Genomic DNA, 24,975 nt, shown 5'->3' with positions numbered 1-24,975 from the left:
ACGCCATGTTATCGCCGAGTGGTGGTTACTCCGGGTACCGCCGCGGGGTGAACACCTGACGGCCCGAACCGGTTTCGACGACCGTCGTCATCGACGATCCGACGATCAGCAGAGTCCGCATGTCGATTTCGGAAGGCTCGAGCTCGCCGAGGGTCACGACGCGAACTGATTCCTCGGCTCCGGCAACATCGCGCCCGATGACAACAGGAGTATCGGGGGAGCGGTGTTCGAGTACGAGGTCCTTCATGGCTTGGACCTGCCACGTCCGCGACTTCGACGCCGGATTGTAGACCGCAAATGCCATATCTGCGGCTGCAACTGCCGAGATACGGCGAGCGACGACATCCCACGGCTTGAGGCGATCGGAGAGGGAGAGCACCGCATAGTCGTGCCCGAGGGGAGCGCCGACGCGACTGGCGACAGCGTTTGCCGCCGTCATACCGGGAAGGATGCGGACCGGGACCCCGCGCCACTGGTCTTCGGCGGCAACTTCGAGAACTGCTGCAGCCATGGCGAATACGCCGGGATCTCCCGACGAGACGACAGCTACACGGGCGCCGTTCTTCGCCAGGTCCAACGCCATCGCGGCGCGTTCGGCTTCGACGCGGTTGTCGCTGGAATGGCGCCGCTGGCCCGGACGCGTCGGCACGCGATCGACGTAAGGGCCGTAGCCGACGAGGTCGGTGGCCAACGAAAGCTCATGCGCCACTTCGGGTGTGGTCCAGGCGGTGTCGCCCGGCCCGAGTCCGACCACGACCACCTCGCCGCGGGATTCGGTTGCGGGTCGAGGGTTGTTCGACGGGCTCGGAACGATGGCGATCGAGAAGTACGGAACTCCGTCCGGGTCGACCTCGGCAGCGGATTCGACGCGTTGACGTGTGGTGCTCGCGCGCTCGACGTAGTGCGCTTCATCCAAGCGGCCGGAATCCTCGAGCGATTGCAGGACCGGCGGGAACGTGCGTCCGAGCTTGAGGATGGCAGCGGCGTCGGTTTCCTTGAGCCGCCTGGTCAGCTCGGCCTGCGGCAATGTTCCGGGCAGGATCGTCAGGATTTCTTCACCCTCGACCAGCGGCTTTCCGAGTGCAGCAGATGCCGCGCTGACGGAGGTGACACCGGGAATCACTTCGGCGTCGAAGCGATCGGCCAGCCTCTTGTGCATGTGCATGTAGGAGCTGTAGAAGAGCGGATCGCCGGCCGCGAGCAGGGCAACTGTTCGACCGGCCGCGAGGTGAACTGCCAACCGTTCGGCAGCCGCTTCGTAGAACTCGTCCATCGCGCCCTGGTATCCGCCGGGATGATCAACGGTCTCGGTGGTCACGGGGTAGACGAGGTGTTCTTCGATCTGTCCTTCGCGCATGTACGGCGCTGCAACTCCGCGGGAGATGCTCTTGCCGTGCCTCGCGGAGTGGAACGCAACCACATCGGCCTCGCCGATGACGCGAGCGGCTTTGACGGTCACCAATTCGGGATCGCCGGGGCCGATACCGACACCCCAGAGCTTGCCTGCACTCATTCGACTTCGCTCGCAATCGCATTGACGACGGCGGCGGTGATCGCGCTGCCGCCGCGTCGGCCGCGGAGAACGAGATGATCGATCCCGCTGGCGTGTTCGATGAGGGCTTCCTTCGACTCGGCAGCACCGATGAAGCCGACCGGACCTCCGACGATGGCGGCCGGACGGGGCGCGCCGGCTTCGATGAGGTTCAGGAGATGAAACAGTGCGGTGGGTGCGTTTCCGATCGCGACAACAGCGCCCTCGAGCTTGGCTCCCCACAGTTCGAGAGCAGCTGCCGAACGAGTGTTGTCGATGGTCGACGCCAGCACGGGAACCCGCGGATCTCCGAGGGTGCAGATGACGTCGTTGCCGGCGGGCAGACGCTTGCGCGTGATGCCGGCAGCCACCATCTGGGCGTCGCAGAAGATCGGCGCGCCGTCGCGCAGAGCTGCGCGCGCAGCCGAGACGACACCGGGTGTGAAGGCGACGTCGTCGACGAGATCGACCTGGCCACTTGCATGAATCATGCGCACTACAGCTTGCGAGACATCCGCCGGGAAACGGCTCAGGTCGGCTTCGGCCCGAATGGTGGCAAAGGACTGGCGATAGATTTCCGCGCCGTCACGGATGTACTCGATCATGTGCCACACGATAGAGGCATCACCGATCGGCCGGATTCACCCGGTAACCGTCACCCGTCGCAATCACATCCGCTACGTCCCCGCGGGGACGTCCGCAGCTGCGGTCGCACCCGGCCCAGTGCTGGCGCCCGACGACGGGCAGTTCTGCCTGCTCGACGGCGGTGATTGCGTCGGTGCGCACATCGGCGAGCGACTTCTCGCATCCCGGGCTTCCGGTGCAGGCGGTGACGTCGAGCCACGGTGAGTTCTCGTCGAAGATCAACCCCATCGGCGCCAACACCCGGACTACCTGCTCGGCAGCCCATTCGTCGAGGTCGAAGATGTGCACCGATCGCCACGGCGTCACGACAACGGGCTTGTCGACGGCGGCCAGGAACTCGGCCAGCCGAGCGTCGAGCAGCCCGAATCGCAAGCCTCCGCCCAGGGCTACGGTCCCGTCGCGCTGCTCGAGCCAGCCGATGGTGGGTCGTGCATCCGGCGTGAGGTCCGCCGCACCGGTGGACTCGGCGCTCAGACCCAGCTGCTCGAGGGTGCGTTCGATTCCGTCCGGAACCTCGGCCAGGCGCCAGTGCTTGTCGCGGACGTCGAGGAATGATCGAGCCGCCTCGAGGAGCAATTCGACGGCGTCGTCCGCCTGGACGCGGTGAGTGGTGTGGTGACCGGCGAGCACCAGTGAATGCTCGGTGGCGCTGCGCGCATGGAGCCCGAAATCGCCCCGTAGCCCGGTGATGTCTCCGCGCCCGTCGTCGAGGGTGAACAGGGTTCGCCCTGGCAGATCCGCCAATGCTTGATCCGCTTGGATCGCCGAATCGAGACGGTGGACCAGTTCACGAATGTCGGCTACGCCCCCGATACGGCCGGACAGTGGGGACGCGAGGATGTTGCGCACTCGCTCGTGCGTCGCGGACGGCAGCAGACCGGCCGACGCGATTCGCGCTGCGAAGGCTTCGGGGTCCGAGACCGAGCGCAGTTGGACGTTGCCCCTCGAGGTGAGTTCCATCTGCCCGTTGCCGAGATCGCGCGCTGCGTCGGCGAGCGTCTGCAATTGGACCGGGGTGAGGAGTCCGCCGGGTAGGCGCACGCGTGCCAGTGCGCCGTCGGCGGCGTGGTGAACTTGCAGTGCACCCGGGCACGCGTCTGGCTGTGAACGGTCCGTGGGCATGGCTCCAGGGTACGACCTGTCATGAGTGCCTTCTGCGGACCGGTAGCATCACCACCACCAGTGACGGCAGTTGAGGAAACCGGTGAAAGTCCGGTGCGGTCGCGCCACTGTGAGTGTTGCTCGAGCGGGACGTGTTTCCGCTCGGAAACACGAGTCAGACCCTCAACCGCCGTCGATGACAGATCTGTGCCACGGGGCGCGAAACCCCAGGAAGGCTTCACCCGTGATTCTTCTGCTCTCCACGTCCGACACCGATCTGCTGAGCGCCCGCGCCAGCCAGGAAGCCGGCGACGGCGTCTCCTATCGCTGGGCCAACCCCTCACGCTTGCTGGTCTCGGAGGACTTGCCGCCCTTGCTCGACGGCGTCGACCTCGTGATCGTTCGTATCCTCGGCAGCCGTCGCAGCTGGGAAGACGGCTTGGAGATGGTCCTCGCCTCCGGACTCCCCGTAGTCGTTCTCGGCGGCGAGCACGCGCCGGATGCCGACCTCATGGAGTGCTCGACGGTCTCCGCCGGTGTTGCTGCCGAGGCGCACAACTACCTGGCTGAGGGTGGCACACAGAATCTGGCACAGCTGCACCACTTCCTCTCCGACACCGTCCTGCTCACCGGCCACGGTTTCGAGCCGCCGGCTCACCTGCCTTCCTGGGGCATCGCTGATTTCGCGCCCGATCTCGACTCGGCGAGCGGTCCGGTCATCGCAGTTCTGTACTACCGCGCCCAGCATTTGGCCGGAAACACCCGGTATATCCAGGCGTTGTGCGACGCGGTCGCCGAGGCCGGTGGCACCGCGCTCCCGATCTACTGCGCATCTCTGCGAACCGCAGAAGCCGAACTTCTGAGCACGCTCCGCCGCGCCGACGCCATGGTCGTGACAGTTCTTGCTGCCGGCGGCACCAAGCCCGCCACCGCGTCCGCTGGTGGGGACGACGAAGCCTGGGACGTCGCCGCACTCGCTGCACTCGACGTCCCGATCCTGCAGGGGCTGTGCCTGACCAGTAGCCGCGCCACCTGGGACGAGAACGACGACGGACTGTCGCCTCTCGACGTCGCGACGCAGGTGGCGGTGCCGGAGTTCGACGGTCGCATCATCACCGTCCCGTTCTCCTTCAAGGAAATCGACTCCGACGGGCTGTCCACGTACGTCCCCGATGTCGAGCGCGCTGCCCGTGTCGCCGGCATCGCAGTCCGTCACGGCAAGCTTCGCCACATTCCGACCACCCAGCGTCGCGTTGCTCTGATGCTCTCGGCGTACCCGACCAAGCACGCCCGTATCGGCAACGCCGTCGGCCTCGACACTCCGGCGAGCGCAATCGATCTGCTCACCGAAATGCGTTCTGCCGGTTACGACCTCGGTCCGGTCGACGGTCCTGACGCAGTTCCCGGCCTGGCAGCCAAGGACGGCGATGCGCTGATCCACGCCCTGATCGCGGCCGGCGGACAGGATCCCGACTGGCTCACTGCCGAGCAGCTCGAGGGCAATCCGATCCGCATCTCGGCAGCGAAGTACCGCGACTGGTTCGCCACCCTGCCCGAAGAGTTGCGCAGCGGAGTCGAGGAACACTGGGGCACAGCGCCCGGCGAGTTGTACGTCGATCGCTCGCAGGATCCGGACGGCGAAATCGTCATCGCGGCACTGCGATTCAACAACATCGTCCTCATGGTCCAACCGCCACGGGGATTCGGTGAAAAGCCTGTCGCGATCTACCACGACCCGGATCTGCCGCCGAGCCACCACTACCTCGCGGCCTACCGCTGGATCGCTGCCACCCCGGACAACGGCGGATTCGGCGCCGACGCCGTTGTGCACCTCGGCAAGCACGGCAACCTCGAATGGTTGCCGGGCAAGACGCTCGGCATGTCCAGCAACTGCGGCACCGACGCAGCGCTCGGCGACCTGCCGCTGATCTACCCGTTCCTGGTCAACGACCCGGGCGAGGGAACACAGGCCAAGCGTCGTGCTCACGCGACGCTCGTCGATCACCTGATCCCGCCGATGGCCCGTGCCGAAAGCTACGGCGACATCTCCCGCCTCGAGCAACTGCTCGACGAGCACTCCAACATTTCCGCACTCGATCCGTCCAAGCTCCCGGCTATTCGCCAGCAGATCTGGACACTGATGCGTGCCGCCAAGATGGACCACGACCTCGGCCTCGCCGAGCGGCCCGAAGAAGACGTGTTCGACGACATGCTCCTGCACGTCGACGGTTGGCTGTGCGAGATCAAGGACGTCCAGATCCGCGACGGTCTGCACATTCTCGGCCGCGCACCCCAGGGCGACGCCGAAATCGAACTGGTCCTCGCCATGCTGCGTGCCCGTCAGATGTGGGGCGGTGAACAGAGCGTTCCCGGTTTGCGTGAAGCACTCGGGCTCAGCGAAGACGGTGACGAGTCGCGCGCCCGTGTCGACGACGTCGAGGAAAAGGCGCACGCACTGGTTCGCGGCATGTACGACGCCGATTGGAACCCCGCTGCGGCAGAACAACTCAGCGACGACGAGACCGTCGTGAAGATCCTGCAGTTCGCGGCCACCGAAGTGGTTCCGCGTCTGCGGCAGACCGACAACGAGATCAAGCAGGTCCTGCACGCGCTCGACGGCGGATTCATCGCCGCGGGTCCGAGTGGGTCACCGCTCCGCGGCCTGATCAACGTTCTTCCCACTGGTCGTAACTTCTACTCCGTCGACCCCAAGGCAGTTCCTTCACGCTTGGCATGGGAGACCGGTCAGGCGATGGCCGAGTCGCTCGCCGCTCGCTATCTCGCCGATCACGGCGAATACCCGCGCTCGGTGGGTCTGTCGGTGTGGGGAACCGCCGCAATGCGTACCTCCGGCGACGACATCGCCGAAGTGTTCGCGCTCCTCGGTGTTCGCCCCGTCTGGGACGAAGCAAGCCGACGCGTCGTCAACCTCGAAGTCATCGATCTCGAAGAACTCGGCCGCCCGCGCATCGACGTCACCGTCCGCATCTCCGGATTCTTCCGTGATGCGTTCCCACACGTGCTCGCACTGCTCGACGACGCCGTTCAGCTGGTCGCGGCACTGGACGAGACGGACGAGCAGAACTACGTGCGCGCCCACGCACAGGCCGACCTTGCCGAGCACGGCGACGCCAGGCGTGCGACCACCCGTATCTTCGGTTCGAAGCCCGGAACCTACGGCGCCGGACTGCTGCAACTCATCGACTCCAAGACCTGGCGCGGTGACGACGACCTCGCCGAGGTGTACACCAACTGGGGCGGCTTCGCGTACGGCCGTGGGCTCGACGGAATCCCGGCAGCCGACGACATGCGCAGTGCATACCGTCGAATCAACGTGGCGGCCAAGAACACCGACACACGTGAGCACGACATCGCCGATTCGGACGACTACTTCCAGTACCACGGCGGCATGGTTGCCACCGTGCGCGCGCTGACCGGAAAGTCGCCCGAGGCATATATCGGCGACAGCACTAGGCCGGAATCGGTTCGCACACGCACACTTTCGGAAGAGACCGCACGTGTCTTCCGGGCGCGCGTGGTCAATCCCCGCTGGCTCGACGCGATGCGCCGTCACGGGTACAAGGGTGCCTTCGAGATGGCAGCCACGGTCGACTACCTCTTCGGGTACGACGCCACCACCAACGTGGTCGCGGACTGGATGTACGAAAAGCTCGCCGAGACCTACGTTCTGGACGAGCAGAACCAGAAGTTCATGACGCAATCCAACCCGTGGGCACTACACGGAATCGCCGAGCGGCTCCTCGAAGCCGCCGAGCGCAACATGTGGGAGCACCCCGAGCAGAAGACACTCGACGGCTTGCGTCAGGTGTACCTCGAAACCGAAGGCGAACTCGAGGGGGAGTAAACCTCGATCACCGGCAGGTCCGGGCGCTGAAGTGCTTCAGCGTCCGGACTTGATGATCTGAGCGATGTTCCGCTCCGCCAGAGCAGTGATTGTCAGTGACGGATTGACGGTGCCGGTGCTGCCCGGAATAGCAGCGCCGTCCATCACGTACAGGCCGTCGTAGCCCTTGACTCGCCCGTAGCCGTCAGTGGCCTTGCCCAGAACCGCACCGCCGAGGGGATGCGCGGTGAACGAGGAATTGACGTCCTTCGCGAACGGCAAGGCGGACGGCAGCGTGGTGCCGGCAAAGGCCATCTTGTTCTGGACGGCGCGCAGGGCTTCGACGGTGGCGTCGTTGCCGTTCTTCGGCCAGTTCAGCACCACCCGATCGTTGCCCCCGTCGTAGGCGAAGTCGGCGCGCTGCGAATCGAGGGTCATACCCAAGGTTCCGAGCATGCCGATGTTGACGGGTAGCCCGGGGACGTACCAGTTTTCCAGGGAGAGGGGCATTCCCGACTCGTCGACGATCCGTGATGCCGACGGTGCGGCTTGCGCAGTGCCGTCACTGAAGCCGAACGAGCGCACCATCCCGGCGTCGCCGTTCGTTCCCCAGCCCTTACCGACGTGTTCGTTGAGGTTCGGCAGCGCGCCCGTCGCCTGGGCGCGTACCAGCAGTTCGGAGGTGCCGATCGAACCGGCGCCGAGGAACAGACGGTCACAGGTAAGAGTCTTCCGGGCCAGAACGCCACCCGTCGGATCCGTCGATTCGACGTCGACGACGTAGCGTCCATCACGTTCGCGACTGATCGCGAGCACCTGATGTCCGTAACAGACGGTGGCTCGTCCGGTGGCTTCGGCGGCGGGAATGTAGTTCTGTGTGAGGTCGAACTTCGCGCCGTTGGAGTTACCCATGTTGCTGTCACCGACAGTGGCCGAGGCTCGGGTTCGGCCGTCGAGTTCTGAGCGCACCACGTCCCAGTTCCAGATCCCGTCGATCCGCTGCGGATCGAATCCGGCACGACGAGCGTCCTGATCCCAACGACGCGAGTGACCGAAATTCGGGGTTTGGTAAATGTCTTCGGGCAACGGGCTCAGACGCAGCATCTGGCGCACCTTGGGGTACCAGGTGGACGCCATCTCGTCGTAGTCGAGGGAGTTGCCGAAGACTGCGTCGAAGAATCGGCGCTCGGGCGCGATCATCACGCCGGTGAAGATGATGGAACCACCGCCGACTGCAGCGCCGCGCCAGACCGAGATGTGTTCGTAGTCGGTGGCATCGAGGACGCCGCTGAAGTAGTCGCACACCACCGGGAGTCCGGTGAGGTTGGTGAACGATGTGCGCCGGAAAACTCCGCGGCCGTCGGCCAGCATGTCGGAGGTGTGAATCTCCCGCTGCGGATCATGCGGCCATCGGAGTCCGCGTTCGAGGATGGTGACCTGGGTGCCGCTCTGCGCCAACCGGAGAGCGGTCGCGCTGGCGCCGAAACCTGACCCGATGACGATGGCTTCGGAATGTTCCGGGGGAGTGGGCGAGGGTACGAACAACTCGGGGACGAGTGCGCGGTAGTGATCGGCACCCATCGGTAGCGCACGCAGAGGCGCGGGGGCGGCGTGGCTGATCGAGGTCGACATGAGCGGTGTCGCGGCTGCAACTGCTGCCCCCACTCCGGCCGCTTTGAAAAAGTCACGACGCTGCATGTCACGACGCTGCATGTGTTTGTTCGACTCCCCAATTCGATGATTTGCCTCAGAATAACTCGAGATGGAGTTTGGGGACGAAACGGCATGTTGAATGCGCACAGAAACCGGATAAAACGTGCATAAGTGGCATGTTTCAGCCGATTGCGGAAGGTCGCCGGATAGTCGCCGAGGCTCATCGGTGTCCAGTGAGAGGTTCCCGCCCCTATCCTCGAGGAGTGAACTCCGACTTCAAGCGCGTCTCCGAGGCCAAGTACGTCCTACTCACTACCTTCCGCAAGGACGGAACGCCGGTGGCGACGCCGCTCTGGGCCGCGCCGGACGGCGACAAGCTCCTGATGTGGACCGTCACCGATTCCTACAAGGTCAAGCGCATCACGCGAAACCCCTCGGTCACAGTCGCCGCGTGTGACGCGCGGGGAAATCCGAAGGGTGAACCGGTTGCCGCCGTCGCCGAGATCCTCGACGCGCCGGGCACCGATCATGCTCGCGACGCGATCGCGCGTCGCTACGGAATCCTTGGCTGGATCACCATGAAAGGCAGTCTCCTGCGCCGCGGCAAGACCGGAACGATCGGACTTGCCATCACTGCAGCTTGACCGCGTCAGTTGCCGAGCAGATCGTCCAACGCTGAATCGAACCGCGGATAGGTGAAGGGGAAGCCGTTGTCCGTCAGCACTTTCGACACGGCGTGACGACCCGTCAGGCCCAAGGCAGCGTCGCTGCGCAGCAGGAACGCGCCGAATCTGACCATGACAGCGGGCGTCGGCGGCGCAGGTGGCCGGTGAAGGTGCTTGCGCAGCCCGGCCATCAATTCTGAATTGCGGACGGGATCCGGGGCCGTCGCGATGACCACGCCCGAGGCAGCCGAATCGGGTTCGAGGGCCCAACGAACGATCGACAGCCAGTCGTCGATGTGAATCCAACTGGTCCATTGTCTACCCGAGGCAACGCGTCCGCCCAGACCGAGACGTACGAGCAACAGGAGTCGCTCGAGCGCCGGTGTGCCCTTCTCCAACACGACACTGGTTCGCAGGATCACTACTCGTGACGTGTTTGCTCCCTCGACCGCTGCCTCCCAGTCCTTTGCGACGTCGGTCATCTGAGGTGGTCCGTCAGCGAGTGGGGAAGCCTCGTCGAGTCGGGTCTCTCCGGCGTCGCCGTAGATTGCGAGCGTGCTCGCCTGGATCCACACCGGAACAGGGTTCGCCAGTAGTTTCGACGCTTCGACCAGCGCGCGGGTCGGATCGACACGGGAGCTGGTGAGCAGTGCGATGTTTGCCGGGGTGGGTCGGCGATCGACCAACTCGCCGGCCAGATTGATCATCGCGGCGCCGTCGAGTTCTCCTGCCCAGTCGCCTACCGTGACACCGTCCCACTGAACCTGCCTGTGCCTGCCGGGTTTCGGTGACCGAGTCAGGACCACGACGTCATACCCGCGGTCGGCGAGATCGTCGCTGATCCGGCGGCCGAGAGCGCCGGTGCCGCCGGCGATCACGACCTTCGTCATCACTGCGCCTGGCTGACCGAGGACATGTGGAAGTCGGGAATCCGCATCGGCGGCATGGCCGTGCGGGTGAACCAGTCTTTCCACTCGCGGGGAAGCGTGATCTCGGTGCGTCCAGCCTCGGTGACCTGCCGCAGGAGATCGAGCGGACTCTCGTTGAAACGGAAGTTGTTGACGGCGCCGACGATCTTGCCGTCCTCGATCAAATACACCCCGTCACGGGTGAGTCCGGTCAACAGCAGCGTCGTCGGATCCACCTCACGGATGTACCAGAGGGTTGTGAGCAGTAGCCCCTTCTCGGTACCTGCGATCATGTCCTCGATCGAGGTGTCGTCACCACCGGTCAGGATGAGATTGTCGCCGGGAACTGCGACAGGTCGACCGAATTCTCGTGCAGCGTGGCGCGGGTACGCCAGTGCATTGACGACGCCGTCTCGGACCCAGTCGACGGGTTCGATCTCCATACCGTTGTCGAACAGTGAGACGGATTCACTCGACGACGTCGTGATCACGAACGGCGCGGACTGCAAGCCCTCGGCGCCGGGGTCGGAGGTGAGTGTCAGTGGCAATCCGAGCTTCTCGCCGATCCGGGTACCACCGGTGGTGGAAAGTGCGGTGTGGCCCTCTTCGGCGCCGCGCCCCTCCATGGTCCACATCAGATAGATCATCAGGTCCGCGACAGCCGAAGGCGGAAGAATCGTCTCGTAGCGGCCGGCGGGCAGACTGACCGAATTTTCCGCCCAGTCGAGTCGAGTGGTCAACTGCGACAAAAGGTTCGGCACTGAAATGTCAGTGAAATCGACAGTTCCGGATCCGACCCAGGCGCTGGCGTCGCCGCGCTTGCCGTTGATCTCCACGGAGCCGGTGGCCTGAGCCGTTCTACGTCGCACGCCCGTCGAAGTTCCGAGCCAGGTGGTGTGCAACTGGTGGTGAGCGAAGCCGAACAACTGGTCGTCACTGTCGAAGGCCGTGGACAGGTCGGCAGCCAACTGCGCAAAGACACCGATGTCGGTCAGGGCGGCCGGCAGGTCCCAGTCGGTCTCTGCCGCCGACTGCGTGATCAGGTCGGACGCGTCGTCAGCCGGAGTGGCTGTGCGCGCAGCTTCTTCGCTTGCCTGTACGAGCGCAGAAATCTGCTCCGGATCGACACTGCTGGAACTGACAGTGCCCACCTTCGCGATGTCACCCTCGCGCACGATCGAGATCACCGTCCACGTCCGGGACAGCGAGACTCCGTTGGTGGTCATCGAATTGTTGGCCCACCGCAGCGACGCCTCACTCGCATCGGTCACGATCACCAACGATTCGTCTACCGTCCTCGCGGCCAATGCACGCTCGACGACCTGCTGCGGATCGATCACTGCTGAGCCTCCGAACGAGTATTGAGGATGTTGACTCCGCGGAACAGAGCGGACGGGCAGCCGTGGCTGACCGCCGCAACCTGACCGGGTTGCGCCTTGCCGCAGTTGAATGCGCCCTGCAGGCGCCAGGTCGACTCACCGCCAACGGCTTCCATCGAGCCCCAGAAATCCGTCGTCGTCGCCTGATACGCCACGTCACGCACCTGACCGTCGAGCTTTCCGTCACGGATCTTGAAGAACCGCTGACCGGTGAACTGGAAGTTGTAGCGCTGCATGTCGATCGACCAGGACTTGTCACCGACGACGTAGATGCCGTTCTCGACTCGCGAGATCAGGTCTGCGGTCGAGGTGTCCGTAGAAGGGTCGGGGGAGAGCGAGACGTTGGCCATTCGCTGGATGGGAACGTGATGTGCGGAGTCGGCGTACGAGCAGCCGTTGGAACGAGTCAGCCCCAGCCTCGGCGCGAACACGCGGTCTAGTTGATACCCGACCAGTGTTCCGTCTGCCACCAGATCCCACCGTTGAGAGGCGACGCCGTCGTCGTCGAATCCGACGCTGGCCAGGCCGTGCTCTTCGTTACGATCGGCGGTCACGTGCATGAGTGGCGTTCCGTATTTCAGCGTTCCCAGCTTGTCCGGCGTCGCGAACGACGTACCGGCGTAGGCCGCTTCGTAGCCGATCGCGCGGTCGTATTCGGTGGCGTGTCCGATGGATTCGTGGATCGTGAGCCACAGATTGGTCGGATCGATCACGAGGTCGGTCGGACCCGCTTCGACGGTCGGTGCCTTCGTCTTCTCGGCCAGCCACTCCGGGATCTGCGCGAGCTCATCGCCCCAGTTCCACGTGCTCTGCGCCCCGAGGTACTCCCATCCGCGACCTACCGGCGGCGCCAAGGTGCGCATCGATTCGAAGCTGCCGGCCGACTTGTCGACGGCGGTCGCCTCGAATTCGGGGTGCAGACGCACCCGTTGCTGGGTGATCGACGAACCGGCCAGATCCGCGTAGAAAGTCTGCTCCTTGACCTGGAGGACACTCGCCGTGACGTGATCCACACCGTCAGCGGCTTGAAGCCGTCCGGAGTAGTCGACCAGCAGCGCTACCTTGTCGGCCGTCGGTGTCGCGAAGGGATCTTCGAGGTACGGGGACACCCACGTCGCGTCGGCGTAGACGGGTTCGTCGGCGAGGGTGACCGGATCCCGATTGAGCGAGCGTAATGCCTTCGCAACCTCGACCGCTTGGCGTGCCAGCGCAGCCGCGACGTCAGGGGATACCTCGGCGTGCGAGGCGAATCCCCACGTGCCGTCGACGATCACGCGGACGGCGACCCCGATCTCGTCTCCGTCGGACACCGCCTGAACTACGCCGTCGCGCAAGCGGATCGACTGTGTGAGCACGCGGTGGACACGAACATCGGCGTGCTGGGCGCCGGCTGTTCTCGCTGCCGACAGCGCTGCATCAGCGACGGCTCGCAGCGGGAGGGCGAGGAAATCTGCATCGACATCTCGGGTGACGGTCACGCACACGACGCTAGCCGACGACCGCCGATCTCAACCGAACTGCTGCCATCCGAGGCGAATCACCATGGCGATCACGACCACCAACAGCGTGATCCGGACGAATCCGGATCCCTTGCTCAGCGCCATCCGCGAACCGATGACCGCGCCGAGAACGTTGCACACCGCCATCGCCAAACCCAAACTCCACCAGACATGCCCGGTGACGGCGAAGTAGGCGAGCGCGCCGAAATTGGAACCGAGATTGATCACCTTCGCCATGGCCGCGCTCCGAACGAATTCGGTTCCGAGGAAGGTGGCGAAGCTGATGATGAGGAATGTGCCGGTACCGGGTCCGAGCAGACCGTCGTAAAGCCCGATGAGTCCGGCGGAGAGCAGCAGGACGAGGACGGTCTTGCGCTGCGTCGGACGATGAGTGGCGATCGTGGTGCCCAGCGTCGGCCGCATTGTCACGAAGACGGCGACAGCGACGAGTACGACCATCACGATCGGAATGAAGTACTTCTTGTCGATCAGTGAAACGGCCGCCGCCCCGCACGCGGACGTCACCGCAGCCAAGGCGGCTGCCGGCGCCATCTGCCGCCATTCCATCGGGATTCGACGCGAGAACGTGTACACCGCAGCACTCGTCCCGGTGAATGCCGTCAGTTTGTTGGTGGCCAGTGCGGCCTGCGGGGTCAATTGCGGGGCGACCAGAAAGAGCGCGGGCAACAGAATCAATCCGCCGCCGCCGACGACGGCGTCCACCCAACCCGCCGCCGTTGCTGCCGTCATCAGCAGTCCCCAATCAGCAATATCCACGGCGGTGACTCTTTCACAGCTGTGACACTCTTGAGCACATGCGGAGGTTCAGCCTGTGGCTGCGAGGAAAGCCGATGATCGCGGACAGCGCGCTGGCGCTCGTGTTCTTCGCGCTCGAGGTAGTCACGTTCGTCAGTTCGCCGCGTGAGGAGCGGTGGCCTCAGCTCGTCGTCGGATTTCTGATCTGCCTTCCCGTCGTGTGGCGTCGCAAATATCCGCGTGTGTCCGCTGCGTCCATATTGTCGATGTCGTACTTCGCGACCCTGATGATGTGGGCGACCGGGGATCCGGCTGCGGAACATCCAGGCCTGCTGGCGCTCGGAGTTTCGCTCTACACACTCGTTGCGTACGTCGATCGGCGTACCGGGGCGATATTCGCGTGCTTCCTTGCCCTGGACATGACTTTCTCGTTGCTCGTCATCCGCCAAGACGTGATCCTGACGATCATCATCGCGACGCTGCTCTATGCGCTGGCCTGGATCACCGCCGAGTTCTTGAGCGCGCGACGTGCCTACGACGAGGAAGTGGCCGCCAGACTCGAAGTGGCCGAATACGAACGAGACCGCCGCGCCGAGGATGCGGTGGCGACGGAAAGAACCCGGATCGCCCGCGAACTCCACGACGTCGTTGCCCACGCGGTCAGCGTGATGATCGTTCAAGCGGACGGCGCCTCGTACGCCGTCGATTCCAATCCGGCGTTGGCGAAGAAGGCGCTCGGCAACATCTCCAGCACCGGACGTGACGCGCTTGCCGAGCTTCGCCGGACCGTCTCGCTTCTGCGCACCGAGGTCAGTAGCGATTTGATGCCGCAACACGGAACGGCCGGCCTCGCCAAGGTCGTCGAGATGATGCGGGCTGCCGGTCTCGGCGTGCGCCTCGAGCTGACCGGCGAGCTCGACGACGTCAGTCCATCGGTCAGCCTGGGCATTCATCGCCTCGTTCAGGAATCACTGACCAATGTCCTCCGCCACGCCGGCGCGAACCCGAAGGCCCGAGTCACCGTGCGCCGCACCGAGACCGCGGTACTGCTCGAGGTCGTCGACAACGGAACGTCGAGCTCGACCTTCGCTCACGGTTCGGGCAACGGACTGGTCGGCATGCGTGAGCGGGTGGCGGTACTGCACGGGACACTCGAGACGGGACGACGCCCCGACGGCAGTTGGCGTGTGTACGCAGAGTTGCCGCTCGAGATCCACGATTGATACCGGCTCGCCGCAATCGCATTGGCACCGACGTCTCAGGCCCGATAGGTTTACGCCGTGCCCATCACCGTGCTGCTAGTCGACGACCAGGAACTCATGCGGATGGGCCTGAACATGGTGCTCGAAGCACATGAGGACATCTCGGTCATCGGTGAGGCCGGTGACGGAGCCGCGGCGGTCGCAGCGGCGGTAGCGCTGAAGCCTGACGTCGTGTTGATGGATGTGCGGATGCCGATTGTCGACGGTGTGAAAGCGACGGAGCAGATTCTTGCCTCCGGGATCGAATCCAGGGTCCTGGTCATGACGACGTTCGACCTGGACGAACACGCGCTCGGCGCCCTGCGTGCCGGAGCGAGTGGGTTTCTACTCAAAGACACCCCGCCCGAGGACCTCGTGTCGGCTATCCGCAGCGTGGCGGCCGGTGATGCGGTTGTTTCCCCGAAGGTGACACGTCGTCTGCTGTCGAGGTTCATCGTGGACGGTCCGGCGCCGCGACGCGATCCGGTGGTTCTCGACGTCCTGACCGAACGCGAACGCGAAGTTCTCGGGCACGTGGCCACGGGACTGTCGAACATCGAGATCGCACAGCAGCTGTACCTGTCCGAATCGACGATCAAGTCGCACGTCGGACGCATTCTGACCAAACTCGATCTGCGTGATCGTGTGCAGGCGGTGGTGCTGGCCTACGAGACCGGACTGGTGACTCCGGGCGCGTAGGCCAGCCGCCTGTCAGGCAGCGAGCGTTTCGCTCTGCTCAGGCATCAAAAGCGCCCACTGTTGGCAGCACGATGCAGGTCTTCCCGTCTGCGTAATCGACATTGCCGAACAGAGCGGCAAACACCTTGCCGTCGCCGGTGTCGACGACCTTCGAGAGCAACGGCGTATCGAGTACGGGCAACTTCTCGTCCAACGGGACGATGCCGCCCTTGAAGGTGCCGACGTTGATCCAGGCAACACTCAACCCTGAGGTCTTGGGTATGCCGACGTAACCCGGGATTGCCTGGAACCGGAGATGGTCGGCCTCGACCCACGGCGGCAACGGGAAGTTCGGACCGGCCTGTGCGGAGCTGAGGGTGACGGTGACAGGTTCACCGGCCACGCCACACCCGACCGTCGGTGCGGGGTACATGAACGACTGCGGCTTGGTGACGCCGATGTCCGGGAGATCGAGGGCGGTCGTGATCTGATCAGCGCCTGCCGTGCCGATCAACTGCTGAACAGCAGCAGAGGCTTCGGGGGAGATGGCTGCGGCCTGCGCGATCAGCGCGGCAATTCCTTCGGGTACTACCGGTTCTGCGGCCGCGGTTCCCGCGCTGATCATCGCGCTGCCGGCCGTGAGTGCCACGACGGCGGCAGTGCCGGCGATGGCAGCGGGAATGCGTCGGGCGAGTGTCTTGCCGGGGAGTCGGCTCATGTCGGGCTCCTTCATTTCATGAGGCCGGGAAATGCGGCCCGAAGTGACTTGACCATGCGCATAGTCTCAACGTCAACTTGAGGTTTAGAATCGTTAGCGGAGCGTTAGTTAACGCCAGGCAAGTCGCACGTGCGCGAGAGAAAGCCCGTGTGACTCACGGCACTCGCCTGTTTTGCACCTCTACGTCGTTGTCGGGAGAAAATCCGGCCCCTCGAGCGTTGAACGGATAGACCGTCTGAAAGGGGACGTCATGATCGCCGCCGTATTCCTCCTCTACGTGATCGTCGAGATCGCCGCATTGGTCATCGTGGGCAACGCCATCGGTGTCGCCTGGACAGTGCTGCTGTTTCTCGCCGGTTCGCTTGTCGGATTGATCCTCATGCGTTCGCAGTGGCGACGAGTCATGGACGGATTCCGCAAGGCAACGCGAGGTGAGGGATCGCCGTCACTGGCGGTCGCCGACGGCGCCTTGGTCGCGGCGGGCTCCGCGTTGATGTTCGTACCCGGACTCGTGACTTCCGTTCTGGGCCTTCTGCTTCTGATTCCGCCGACCCGGTGGGCGCTCCGCCCGCTTGCGGTGCTCCTGGCAGGCAAGCGCGCAGCAGCATTTGCCGCCGGTGGTGACGCCTTCGCCGGAACCGTCGGCTACGCGGCGCGCATGCGCGGAAACGGCGAGGTGATCGACGGCGAGATCATCGTCGAGACACCCGAAACCACCGAGTACGTAGCAAGCAACGGCAAGGAACTGGTCCTCGAGGGTGAGATTCTGGACACGGATACACCCACCCGTTCGCGGGGGCCGCAGTACTAACAGGCAGACTGGGTGCTCGTGACTACTCGTCTGCTGGTCAACGGCCGGATCTACAGTTCATTTGCACCTGACGCGACCTCGATCGCCATTACCGACGGCACCGTCGTGTGGGTCGGCGACGAGCGCGCCGGACGGGCGTTGCACCCCGCCGCGGAGATCGAAGACCTGGGCGGTGCGTTTGTCACTCCCGGGTTCGTCGACACCCACGTCCACATCACTGCATTGGGACTCAATCTCGTCGGTCTCGATCTCGTGGGCGCGCCCTCACTGGACGAATGCCTCTCGCGAGTACGAACATTCGCAGCGGCAAACCCCGAAACTGCCCATCCCGACGCAGTCATCTGGGGACACGGTTGGGACGACACCGAGTGGGCAGATCAGACGCCGCCCTCGACCGCGGATCTCGACGCGGCTGCCCCTGGCCGCAAGGTGTATCTCTCGCGGATCGACGTTCACTCGGCCGCGTGCTCGAGCGCATTGCGCGACGGGATCTCCGGCCTCGCCGACACTGCCGGATACTCGGTCGACGGCCCGCTGACCTTCGACGCACACCACCTGGCGCGCAATGCGGCTCGGAACCTGCTGACCGAATCTCAGCGCGCGTCTGCTCGTACCGCGGCGCTCGATCTGTGCGCCTCCCGCGGGATCGTCGCAGTGCACGAGTGCGGCGGACCGGACATCTCGGGACTGACCGATTTCCAGGAACTACTGGCCCACGACCACGGAGTGGAGGTTCGGGGTTACTGGGGTGAGCGCGTCGACACCGAAGAGGATGCTCGCGCACTCCTCGACAAAACCGGAGCAGACGGACTCGGCGGAGATCTCTTCATCGACGGTTCGCTCGGTTCGCATACCGCGTGGCTGCTCGAACCCTATGCAGACCAACCTGATTCGACGGGCAACGCCTATCTCGACGTCGACGCGATCGCCGCACACATCCGGGCCTGCACCCTCGCGGGTGTCCAGGCCGGCTTCCATGCCATCGGCGACGGTGCCGTCTCGTCGGCAGCGGCCGCGTTCCGCAAGGTCGCCGACGAACTGGGTGGCCCCAAGGTCGCCGCGTTGGGTCACCGCCTCGAGCACGCGGAAATGATGTCGATGGCCGACGCGGAAACCTTCGCGGCCTTGGGTGTCATCGCGAGCGTCCAACCGGTGTTCGACGCACTGTGGGGCGGTACCGACGGTCTGTACGCCACGCGCCTGGGAGTCGACCGCGCAGCAGCGTTGAATCCGTTTGCACCTGCTGCCGGTAAGGGTGTCTCGCTCGCATTCAGCTCCGATGCCCCGGTCACCCCCATCGAGCCGTGGGCGATGCTGCGCGCCGCTGTCCAGCACCGCACCGACGGAAGTGGAATCTCACCGCGTGCGGCCTTCTCCGCCGCAACGCGCGGCGCCTGGCGCGCGGGCGGAGTGCGGGACGGCGCCGCGGGAACGCTCAATCCGGGTGCACCCGCCTCCTACGTGTTGTGGGCGGCAGGCGAACTCGAAGTCAGTGCACCGGCCGATTCGGTTCAGCGATGGTCTACCGATCCGCGCTCGCGAGTACCCGCTCTGCCCAGGCTGGCGGAAGATGCGCCGATTCCGGTCTGCATCAAGTCGGTGCATCGCGGACGCGTCGTCTACCAGCGCGGCTCGACGAGTGAGTGAGGCCGGCGCAGAGGCGCCCAGCAGTGATCGCTCCCGCGTGAGCGCTGTGCTCACCGGTTCGGCATGGCTACGTTCGCTGTACGCAGCCGCAGGCGGATTCATGATCTTCGCCGGGTTCCCACCTCGTCCGCTGTGGTTTCTGGCGCCAGTCGGGATCGCTCTTCTGACGTGCGTGTTGACGAACTTCGGTCGAGGCGGATTGCGTCTTCGTGCCGGCTTCGGTTACGGGTACCTGGCCGGTCTCGGATTCCTGGTGCCGTTGCTTCCGTGGATCGGTGTGTTCGTGGGCGCGGTCCCGTGGATCGCGTTGGCCGCGGTGGAGTCGTTGTTCATCGGACTGTTCGGTTTGCTGGCGGTACTGGTGGCGAGGTTGCCTTGGGCGCCTTTGTGGATTGCCGCGACCTGGACGCTTACCGAGTGGCTTCGCTCCAGCGTCCCTTTCGGCGGATTTCCTTGGGGCAGGCTCGCATTCGGTCAATCCGAAGGGTGGCTCCTCCCACTCGCGAGTATCGGCGGTGCGCCGCTGCTCAGCTTCGCGGTGGCCCTGACCGGTACCGGCTTGGCAGCAGTCGTCGTCGCTGTCGCGGCAAAACGATGGGACCGAGGATTCTTCGGAGCCGTTGCCGCCGCCATCGTGCCCGTGATCGTTGCTCTCGTGGTGTCGCCGTTTCTTGCCACCATGGATTCCGGCGACCGAACGATCACCGTCGCCGCGATCCAGGGCAGCGTTCCGCGGTTGGGCTTGGACTTCAACTCGCAACGCAAGCAGGTCCTCGACAACCACGTCACCGAAACCGTGAAACTGGCAGCCGAGGTGGACGCGGGCCGCGTCGATCAGCCTGACGTCGTGATCTGGCCGGAGAATGCCTCGGACATCGACCCACTGCGAAACGCCGATGCCGCGGCCGACATCACCCGAGCCTCCGAAGCGATCGGAGCCCCGATTCTTGTCGGCACCGTACTCGTGAATGCCGATCGTACGACCACCAATTCAGTGATCGTGTGGGACGGCGCCAATGGTCCTCAGGAACAGCACGACAAGAAGATCATCCAGCCGTTCGGTGAATACCTGCCATACCGAAGCTTCTTCCGGAACTTCTCCTCGTACGCCGATCGTGCGGGCAATTTCGTGCCCGGCGAGGGCAACGGCGTTGTCCACGCAGCGGGTGTACCGATCGGCGTCGCGACTTGTTACGAGGTTGCGTTCGACCGGGCGTTCCAGGAATCGGTGCGCAATGGTGCGCAGCTGCTGGCAGTACCGACCAACAACGCCACCTTCGGGGACACCGAGATGACGTATCAGCAGCTGGCAATGTCCCGTGTGCGGGCAGTCGAGCACGGCCGTGCCGTCGTTGTGGCCGCAACCAGTGGTGTCAGCGCCATCATCGCTCCCGACGGGGCAGTGACGTCGCAGACCGACCTGTTCGTGCCGGCGGCACTTGTGGCCAAGGTGCCGCTCTCGACCAGCTCCACCCTCGCTAGCCGAGTAGGTCCGGCGCCGGAGATCGTGCTCAGCATCATCGCGGTCGGTGCGATTGCCATGGCGCTGGTAGCCCGGCGCCGAGATCGGGCCGAGCAATCACCTGAGGAGACTGCGGCAATCTGACCCGAGCAACGGATATCGGGCTGCCGATGTTCCGAGGGGCGCCTACGCGGGTACTCGCTGTGCCACCCGTTCCTGCGTAAAGGCGGCCTCCTGTGACCGAGCCAGACAAGACCGAGCCAGACAAGACCCAGCCTGAGAAGACCGGGCCCCAGACTGCAGTTCGCAAGACCAGTGTCGTCGACGCGGTGCTGCAGTCACCGCTCGCGGGGCTGTCACCGTGGATCCTGCTGTCCTTGCTCTCCGGGCCGGGAAGGTTCGAGGAATCCGCGGCCGCCGCGCTCGGGTTGTCACTGCTGATCTTGGCGGCCAGTCACCGGCGCGGCGGCACGGTGAAGCTGTTGGAGGTCTTCGACGTCGTGTTCTTCGGCGTTCTGGCGGCCATCGGCCTCCTCGCGTCGGCGAACACGATTCGGTGGTTCGAACTCTGGGGAGGCGAACTGACCAACATCGCGCTGGTGGTCTTTGCCTTCGGATCGATCCTGCTCCGCAATCCTTTCACTTTGCAGTACGCGAAAGAGTCGACGCCTGAAGAGTATTGGACGACGCCACTGTTTCTGCGCATCAACTACGTCATCACCGCAGTGTGGGCGCTCGCCTTCACATGGTCGGCCGCAGTGGGCCTGTTCGGAGACGCACTGCTGCACGACGGAGACAACTTCTGGACCGGATGGATTCTGCAGTTGCTCGGAACCTTCTTCGCCATCTCCTTCACCGAGTGGTACCCCGAGTATGCGCCGAACAAGGCCGCTCAGGCTCAGGGCCTCGAAACCGAACCACCGCAGTCGATTTTCAGGCTGTTCGACTTTTTGCCGGTGTTCGTAGCCGTGACCGGCATCGCGGGGTTGGTGACCGACTCCGTTTCCGTGACCGCAGGCGTCACGTTGATTCTGGTCGGCGTGTTCGGACATCTGGCGATGCGACGGTTCACCGTCGACTAGGAGCTCTCGGTGATCTCGCGCCGACGGGAACTTGGTGCACGATCGTCTCGATGACCGGCAGGTGCCGGCTGATGCACGAAATTTGTCCGTTTCTGCGATAGTCAGTGCACCTGCCGTGCAATGGAAACGAGGGAAATTGAGCGTTATTTCGAGTACTGCACACAAGCACGAGCCCATACACGGACGACGTCCACCAGCGGATCACCGCTTCCTCGGACTCGACACACGCGTCTTCCCACACGCCCTCGCGATCTTGGGGGTGTGGATGCTCTGGACCGTGATCGTGCCCGCCATCGATTCCGCTGTCTCCTCCGAAGATCCAACCGGCGCCGGAGACCGAATGGCCGTGACCGAAACGGTCTCCTTCGCCGCACCTGCGGGCTGGAATGTCGAGAGTGGTTTCCGAACCGACCAACATGGCGCGTCCGATTCGCTCCCACGTGTGACGTTGACCGGCGGCACCGTCACCGTGAGCGTCGACGCCGACACATTCAGTGGAACTGCCGACGAGCTCCTCTCCCAAACAGATGCCGTGAGTCTTGCGACGAACGGCAGTTCCGTGCTTGCGGTCTCCGGTACACGCCAGCCGATCAGCACCGACGGGGGTCTGAGCGGCGTCCAGGTCAGCTTTGACACTCCGCGGTCCGCCGGATCGGTGACCACATTCGTCACCGACGGCGAGGGAATTCGGGTACAGGTAGTCGGCCCACCCGATCAGATCGCCGCCCGCGGTCGAGAAATCACCGACATGATCGCCTCCATCGGCACACATGAGGGAGACACCAAGTGAGCAGCGATCTCCTCGAAACCCGCTCCCGCGCATTCGATACGACGGCCTGGGGCGAGAAATTTCACTTCTTCCAACCACGCAACGTCGTGTTCTGGATATACCTGTGGATGTGCGGATTCGGCCTCGTCAAAGGCTGGCAGATGTTCGCCCCCTTCGCCGGATACTTCGGGCGCGCACTCCTCGTTGCCGGCATCGTCGGCATCATCAGCGCCGCGGTCTGGACATGGTGGTTCCGGCACATCGACCGCTACGAACGCCAACCCGTAGGGCTAGTGGTAACCGGCTTCATCTGGGGCGCCACCGCAGCAACGTTCACTATCGCAGTACCCGCGAACGGAGCAGTCGGCTCGCTCTACACGAAGATTTTCGGGCAGGTATGGGCTCAGGACTGGCATGCGGGCCTCTCTGCACCGTTCGTGGAGGAAACCGCCAAAGGCATCGGCATCGTCGTCCTCCTCGCGCTTGCACCGCGACTGGTGCGCACCGCAACCGACGGCCTGCTCCTCGGCGCTTTCATCGGCTTGGGATTTCAGACCAGCGAAGACTTTCTGTACTCGATTGCCGGCGCGACGCAGGGCTTCGGCGCCCACCAAACCGACGGACTGATCGGTTCCATCGCCACCCGCACCTACTCCGACATCGTCTCTCATCCCCTCTTTACAGCCCTTTTCTGCGCCGGCGTGATCTATCTGATCGGCACCCCGGCCCAGCCCCGGCGGATCGGACGCGGATTGGCGTTGATCGTGGCACCCATCCTGATCCACGGCGTGTGGGATTCGATGCTCGCGATCGCCGGCGGCAGCAGTTCGCTCGTGTTCGTCATCATGATCGGCGACATCGTCTTCGCTTTCACTGCCTTGTGGATCGCGTTCGTCTGGGCGCACCCACGTGAGTCCCACTTCGTCCGTGACATTCTCGCCCCGGAAATCGAGTCCGGCGTCCTGACCGACGCCGAGGTGACAGCCGCCGGCGGATGGCGACAACAACGCACTTACGCGAAAGCCGCACCCACTCGCACCGAACGTCGCCAACGACGACATATCGTTCGTGCCGCGCTGGATCTGTGCAGCGACCTTGCTGTCAGCAAGGGCGACGACAGCTCCCAGGTCGTCGAATCACGCAACGAAATCACCCGCCTCCGCCAAGGAACCGCGGCACAGAGCATCGCTCAGTGACCGCGAAGTAGCGGAAGTACCGTTCAGCACCGTAAGTCATTTACCCACACCCCAGTCGGCCGGGTTGTTTGCCAACGTCACTTGGCAAGCAACCCGGCCGAGTGACTGGGCTACCAGTTCACGATCGGCGTGAGTGGGGTACCGAAGTTTGGTGTGTCGCGGGGTGGGGGATACAGCTCACACTGGTGCACGAAGCAGTGCCGATGGTTCTCCAGCGCGAATCGCGAATCCGCGCACTGTCGGCTCGCGAGTGCGCCTGGATGCTGAATGACGTTGTCCTGAAGTGCCTTTGAGGACCGCGAAGCATCCTGAAGTTGCCACGTCGAAGAAGGGCCGAAGTATGACGTCGACTTGTGAACGATCACTCCCCGTAGAACGAGAAAGACCGCCCGGTGTAGAACCGGACGGTCTTGATCGAAGTGCTAGTTCATGCGCCGCGACGCTTGGCCTTCAGCAAATCGAGACGCTCTTTGAGGAGCTCTTCGAGTTCCTCGACCGAGCGACGCTCGAGCAGCATGTCCCAGTGGGTGCGGGGAGGCTTGACCTTCTTGGCTTCGGGGGCAGTTCCCTCCATGAGGGCGCCTTCGAGGCCGTTGCGGCACAACCAGGTGCCGGGGATCTCGGCTTCGTCCGCGAACGGGATGTCGAAGATCTCGCCGTTCTCGCACTTGTACTTGGCCATACGACGGGGCGCGAGGTCATGGTCACGGTCGGTCTCGTAGCTCACAGCTCCGAGACGGCTACCTCGAAGTACGCGATCTGCCATGGTGGTGTCCTCTCTTCGTTCGTCACCGCTGGTGGGCGCCCTGACTTGGGGAGTAGACGCTCACACTCATCTACAACGCCACGAGCACCCGATTGGTTCCCGTGTGGCGAGAAGACGCAACCTCTCCATCTTACCGGGTACCGCGCGCGTTCATCGAAGGCGTCCGAATCTCGAGTACAGTGTCGACTCATGGCTGAGAGCACACGCGTCGGATCACCGCAGACTGCGCGTTCCGGAAACCCGTGTGTGTGGTGCGGCCGCGAGGTCGCGGTGACGGGAGTGGGTCGTCGTCGCCGGTACTGCAGCCAGTCTTGTCGCCAGCGCGCGTACGAGCAGCGCAATGCCGTCAAGGGCACGACGATCCCGGCTGACGCCGTCATCTTGACCGCCGTCGAGGCCGTCGAACTGGTGGATCGGATGTTCGAGGTTCGCTGCGCCGCCGAAGATGTGGCGACTGCTGTTGCCGAGGGAGCCGAAAGTTCGGAACTCGCACAGTTGTGTGAACGGTTGACCGAACTTGCCCGTGAAGCCGAACGTTTCCGGTGAAGCAGGTGTGGGCAACCGGTTTCTAGCCTTGCGTTGAGCACCGCAGCACTGCGGTGCGCCTGACGCCTGACGACGACA

At 64.3% G+C, this 24,975-nt stretch carries 21 protein-coding genes and 1 riboswitch; of the genes, 11 read left to right on the top strand and 10 right to left on the bottom strand.

Going from position 1 to position 24,975, the window contains the following annotated elements:
• Nucleotides 1–25: 25 nt before the first annotated feature.
• Genes cobJ through cobG form a run of 3 tightly spaced genes read right to left on the bottom strand, consistent with a single transcriptional unit; the run spans nucleotide 26 to nucleotide 3,298 of the window.
• Nucleotides 26–1,513, bottom strand: a complete 1,488-nt coding sequence (gene cobJ / locus R4P70_RS23495; RefSeq protein WP_047270543.1) for a precorrin-3B C(17)-methyltransferase — start codon at nucleotides 1,511–1,513, stop codon at nucleotides 26–28.
• Entirely contained in the window at nucleotides 1,510–2,136 is a 627-nt protein-coding gene (locus R4P70_RS23490; RefSeq protein WP_007729839.1) for a precorrin-8X methylmutase, read from the bottom strand. The genes cobJ and R4P70_RS23490 overlap by 4 nt, the downstream gene beginning before the upstream one ends.
• A 19-nt stretch (nucleotides 2,137–2,155) precedes the next feature.
• On the bottom strand, nucleotides 2,156–3,298 hold the full coding sequence (gene cobG / locus R4P70_RS23485; RefSeq protein ID WP_020969650.1) for a precorrin-3B synthase: 1,143 nt from the start codon (nucleotides 3,296–3,298) through the stop codon (nucleotides 2,156–2,158).
• Nucleotides 3,299–3,372: 74 nt separating this feature from the next.
• Nucleotides 3,373–3,458, top strand: a riboswitch (cobalamin riboswitch).
• A gap of 63 nt (nucleotides 3,459–3,521) precedes the next feature.
• Between cobG and cobN the strand changes: the two genes are divergently transcribed.
• Complete coding sequence (gene cobN / locus R4P70_RS23480) at nucleotides 3,522–7,142, top strand: cobaltochelatase subunit CobN (RefSeq protein ID WP_317832032.1); 3,621 nt, start codon at nucleotides 3,522–3,524, stop codon at nucleotides 7,140–7,142.
• Between the two features lie 36 nt (nucleotides 7,143–7,178).
• Here cobN and R4P70_RS23475 read toward each other — a convergent pair whose 3' ends face one another.
• A complete protein-coding gene (locus R4P70_RS23475; protein WP_020907786.1) occupies nucleotides 7,179–8,834 on the bottom strand; it encodes a GMC oxidoreductase in 1,656 nt (551 codons plus the stop codon).
• A gap of 203 nt (nucleotides 8,835–9,037) precedes the next feature.
• Between R4P70_RS23475 and R4P70_RS23470 the strand changes: the two genes are divergently transcribed.
• Nucleotides 9,038–9,418, top strand: a complete 381-nt coding sequence (locus R4P70_RS23470) for a PPOX class F420-dependent oxidoreductase (protein ID WP_256064483.1) — start codon at nucleotides 9,038–9,040, stop codon at nucleotides 9,416–9,418.
• 5 nt (nucleotides 9,419–9,423) lie between these two features.
• Here the strand turns inward: R4P70_RS23470 and R4P70_RS23465 are convergent, their stop codons facing one another.
• Genes R4P70_RS23465 through R4P70_RS23450 form a run of 4 tightly spaced genes read right to left on the bottom strand, consistent with a single transcriptional unit; the run spans nucleotide 9,424 to nucleotide 14,002 of the window.
• Nucleotides 9,424–10,329, bottom strand: a complete 906-nt coding sequence (locus R4P70_RS23465) for a TIGR01777 family oxidoreductase (RefSeq protein ID WP_317832028.1) — start codon at nucleotides 10,327–10,329, stop codon at nucleotides 9,424–9,426.
• Nucleotides 10,329–11,687: a metallopeptidase TldD-related protein gene (locus R4P70_RS23460; RefSeq protein WP_317832026.1), complete on the bottom strand. Its 1,359-nt coding sequence runs from the start codon at nucleotides 11,685–11,687 to the stop codon at nucleotides 10,329–10,331. Before R4P70_RS23460 ends, R4P70_RS23465 begins: the two co-directional genes overlap by 1 nt.
• Nucleotides 11,684–13,204 (bottom strand): TldD/PmbA family protein, encoded by a 1,521-nt coding sequence (locus R4P70_RS23455; RefSeq protein ID WP_029538132.1) that lies wholly within the window; start codon nucleotides 13,202–13,204, stop codon nucleotides 11,684–11,686. Before R4P70_RS23455 ends, R4P70_RS23460 begins: the two co-directional genes overlap by 4 nt.
• A 30-nt stretch (nucleotides 13,205–13,234) precedes the next feature.
• A complete protein-coding gene (locus R4P70_RS23450) occupies nucleotides 13,235–14,002 on the bottom strand; it encodes a TSUP family transporter (protein ID WP_019748481.1) in 768 nt (255 codons plus the stop codon).
• A gap of 38 nt (nucleotides 14,003–14,040) precedes the next feature.
• Here R4P70_RS23450 and R4P70_RS23445 point away from each other — a divergent pair, with 38 nt between their 5' ends.
• Together R4P70_RS23445 and R4P70_RS23440 are read left to right on the top strand one after the other, a co-directional pair.
• A complete protein-coding gene (locus tag R4P70_RS23445) occupies nucleotides 14,041–15,204 on the top strand; it encodes a sensor histidine kinase (protein ID WP_020907782.1) in 1,164 nt (387 codons plus the stop codon).
• Nucleotides 15,205–15,261: 57 nt separating this feature from the next.
• A complete protein-coding gene (locus R4P70_RS23440; RefSeq protein ID WP_003945024.1) occupies nucleotides 15,262–15,921 on the top strand; it encodes a response regulator in 660 nt (219 codons plus the stop codon).
• Nucleotides 15,922–15,958: 37 nt separating this feature from the next.
• On the opposite strand, the gene R4P70_RS23435 is transcribed toward R4P70_RS23440, so the two are convergent.
• Nucleotides 15,959–16,618 (bottom strand): hypothetical protein, encoded by a 660-nt coding sequence (locus R4P70_RS23435; RefSeq protein ID WP_003944837.1) that lies wholly within the window; start codon nucleotides 16,616–16,618, stop codon nucleotides 15,959–15,961.
• 250 nt (nucleotides 16,619–16,868) lie between these two features.
• Between R4P70_RS23435 and R4P70_RS23430 the strand changes: the two genes are divergently transcribed.
• From R4P70_RS23430 to R4P70_RS23405, 6 genes are all read left to right on the top strand, one after another.
• Entirely contained in the window at nucleotides 16,869–17,429 is a 561-nt protein-coding gene (locus R4P70_RS23430; protein ID WP_003944915.1) for an FxsA family protein, read from the top strand.
• A 12-nt stretch (nucleotides 17,430–17,441) separates the two neighbouring features.
• Nucleotides 17,442–19,076 carry an amidohydrolase gene (locus R4P70_RS23425; protein WP_317832022.1) on the top strand — a complete coding sequence of 545 codons (1,635 nt, stop codon included), beginning with the start codon at nucleotides 17,442–17,444 and terminating at the stop codon, nucleotides 19,074–19,076.
• A 100-nt stretch (nucleotides 19,077–19,176) separates the two neighbouring features.
• The gene (gene lnt, locus R4P70_RS23420) at nucleotides 19,177–20,682 is read left to right on the top strand and encodes an apolipoprotein N-acyltransferase (protein ID WP_232816933.1); all 1,506 of its coding nucleotides are present in this window, start codon (nucleotides 19,177–19,179) and stop codon (nucleotides 20,680–20,682) included.
• A gap of 92 nt (nucleotides 20,683–20,774) precedes the next feature.
• Nucleotides 20,775–21,620, top strand: coding sequence for a hypothetical protein (locus R4P70_RS23415; RefSeq protein ID WP_113683640.1), 846 nt, complete (start codon nucleotides 20,775–20,777; stop codon nucleotides 21,618–21,620).
• A 136-nt stretch (nucleotides 21,621–21,756) separates the two neighbouring features.
• Entirely contained in the window at nucleotides 21,757–22,410 is a 654-nt protein-coding gene (locus tag R4P70_RS23410) for a hypothetical protein (protein ID WP_230091154.1), read from the top strand.
• Nucleotides 22,407–23,585, top strand: a complete 1,179-nt coding sequence (locus tag R4P70_RS23405; RefSeq protein WP_172932863.1) for a PrsW family intramembrane metalloprotease — start codon at nucleotides 22,407–22,409, stop codon at nucleotides 23,583–23,585. The genes R4P70_RS23410 and R4P70_RS23405 overlap by 4 nt, the downstream gene beginning before the upstream one ends.
• A gap of 427 nt (nucleotides 23,586–24,012) precedes the next feature.
• On the opposite strand, the gene R4P70_RS23400 is transcribed toward R4P70_RS23405, so the two are convergent.
• Nucleotides 24,013–24,351, bottom strand: a complete 339-nt coding sequence (locus tag R4P70_RS23400) for an RNA polymerase-binding protein RbpA (protein ID WP_019748472.1) — start codon at nucleotides 24,349–24,351, stop codon at nucleotides 24,013–24,015.
• 189 nt (nucleotides 24,352–24,540) lie between these two features.
• On the opposite strand from R4P70_RS23400, the gene R4P70_RS23395 reads away from it, so the two are divergent.
• Nucleotides 24,541–24,897 carry a hypothetical protein gene (locus tag R4P70_RS23395; RefSeq protein ID WP_020907776.1) on the top strand — a complete coding sequence of 119 codons (357 nt, stop codon included), beginning with the start codon at nucleotides 24,541–24,543 and terminating at the stop codon, nucleotides 24,895–24,897.
• Nucleotides 24,898–24,975: the final 78 nt, after the last annotated feature.

The sequence above is a fragment of the Rhodococcus sp. IEGM 1241 genome (assembly GCF_033142365.1).
In the GTDB taxonomy this organism is placed as follows: domain Bacteria; phylum Actinomycetota; class Actinomycetes; order Mycobacteriales; family Mycobacteriaceae; genus Rhodococcus_F; species Rhodococcus_F erythropolis.
This window is presented reverse-complemented; position numbering and strand designations above follow the sequence as displayed.